The 1,687-nt window shown below is 38.6% G+C and carries 3 protein-coding genes; all 3 read right to left on the reverse strand.

What is annotated here, in order from left to right; genetic code table 11:
* Positions 1-111: 111 nt before the first annotated feature.
* Genes IJ258_RS03255 through IJ258_RS03265 form a run of 3 tightly spaced genes read right to left on the reverse strand, consistent with a single transcriptional unit; the run spans position 112 to position 1,561 of the window.
* The gene (locus IJ258_RS03255; RefSeq protein WP_292802839.1) at positions 112-588 is read right to left on the reverse strand and encodes a hypothetical protein; all 477 of its coding nucleotides are present in this window, start codon (positions 586-588) and stop codon (positions 112-114) included.
* The gene (locus tag IJ258_RS03260; RefSeq protein ID WP_292802842.1) at positions 585-1,046 is read right to left on the reverse strand and encodes a hypothetical protein; all 462 of its coding nucleotides are present in this window, start codon (positions 1,044-1,046) and stop codon (positions 585-587) included. The genes IJ258_RS03255 and IJ258_RS03260 overlap by 4 nt, the downstream gene beginning before the upstream one ends.
* A 2-nt stretch (positions 1,047-1,048) precedes the next feature.
* Entirely contained in the window at positions 1,049-1,561 is a 513-nt protein-coding gene (locus IJ258_RS03265; RefSeq protein ID WP_292802845.1) for a hypothetical protein, read from the reverse strand.
* Positions 1,562-1,687: the final 126 nt, after the last annotated feature.

Below are 1,687 nucleotides of genomic sequence, written 5' to 3' on the forward strand. Positions count from 1 at the left end.
GCAATATTAGCTTTTTCTACAATGGCATCATAAAGAGCATCAGTTGCGTCTCCGCCGTCAAGCACCTCAATGGCATTGCGACTGAAAAGCTCATTGGTAATATTATCAAGATCACTGTTCATTGCTTTCAGCCTTTCTAAGATCATCGATCTCTTTTATGATGCGACTATCTTTCATGGGATTGTAATAAGGATCAGACATCGTATTTACAAGACCACTTTTTGAAAGTATAGTTATCGCTAATCCCTCAAACAGCTCTCCTGCTTGATCCCAGTATTTATCCATGTCAACCATGTAATAGAGATAACCAATAAACTTGATAGGATCACTGATTGGTTGATCAGCCGCTTCGTAGTAGACGAAAAGATTTACAAAATTGATAACTGCTTCAGGAGTTTTGCAACACGTGTAAAGATGCTTCAACCAAACAGGAGCAATTTCCTCCCAAGAATAGTTCTCAAATAATTCCCATGATGCTTGTAAGTGCTCTTCATGATTTTCAGGATCAAAACTATCATCTGCAAAGCGACAGTTTAGCAGATAATTCGTATATTCTTCTATCGTTTTCGCCTTAGTGTTATTCATCATAAATTTTCTTCCCTCAGTTTCTCAACCTCAGCTATTATATCAGGGTCTTTTTCAGGTATATAATCATAATTTGTGAACGGATTGTGATTATAGTCATCTTCCCCAGACAACATATTGAAAACCAACCCTTCATATACCTCTGCACAATCATAATCCCACGGTTTAGAATTAACTCTGTAGTATAAATAGCCTAAAAAACGATACGGCTCAGGGATTTTTCGGGGGTTAGTGCAAGTATATCCCCAAAATAAGTTGGCAAAGTTGACTATGCTTTCACTCGTGAGACAGGTGGTTCGCATATAATTGTCAATAGCCTTAAACACTTGATCCCAGCCATAGTTTTCTATCACATTATCAAACATATCCTGAAGGCTTTCTTCTTTTTCATCAGGAAGCTCTTCGTCCCATCTTCGATTGAATAAATCATTAATCGCTTCTCTTAAACTCTGATCACTCATATTTACCTCCACTTAAAGTCGTTAGCAAACACCTTTGGATTAGTTTCATATAGCTTTTTTAATGCTTTATACACCGCATCCATAGATTTACTGTTAGGTCTGAAATGTCCGCTTTGATTATCAATTGAAAGAATCTTACCTTTGCTGAAATGAATCATACCAGCACATTGAACTTGAGGGTTCTTACCACCTATCAACATAGGGTGTGGAGAACGTTTGTCAGGATTAACAGGGTTGTTCCTTTTCCCTATGATAATATTTCCGCTTTCATCCAGAACATAAGTAACTGGTCCATTGGGAGTCTTGTCACCAATTTCTATATGTTCATGAACAATAGAATCTGCTATGTTTCTTGCTGTAGGGTTTTTAGGATATCCGGTAGAAGGATTGTAGATTTCCGGATCGGCTTTATCTCTGTCCATCATTTCAGCAACAACATGATAAGTAGGTGCATAAGGCTGAGAACCGCTTCCGCTTGAACTGCCGCCATAAGGTCCGTTGCTACCGCTTCCCATCAGCGATCACCTCCCTGATGAGACTTTGTTGTCCAGTCGGGATAGTGAACAAATTTTGTAGTACCCAGGTAGTCACTAAATACAGACTTGTTCATAGAGCCATACACCAAAACTACAACAGGTTCA

This window comes from Methanobrevibacter sp., from assembly GCF_017468685.1.
Taxonomy (GTDB): Archaea; Methanobacteriota; Methanobacteria; order Methanobacteriales; family Methanobacteriaceae; genus Methanocatella.

Coding starts and splice junctions, on each gene's coding strand:
- IJ258_RS03265 (WP_292802845.1), bottom strand. CDS start 1,561: ATGGGAAGCGGTAGCAACGGACCTTATGGCGGCAGTTCAAGCGGAAGC.
- IJ258_RS03260 (WP_292802842.1), bottom strand. CDS start 1,046: ATGAGTGATCAGAGTTTAAGAGAAGCGATTAATGATTTATTCAATCGA.
- IJ258_RS03255 (WP_292802839.1), bottom strand. CDS start 588: ATGATGAATAACACTAAGGCGAAAACGATAGAAGAATATACGAATTAT.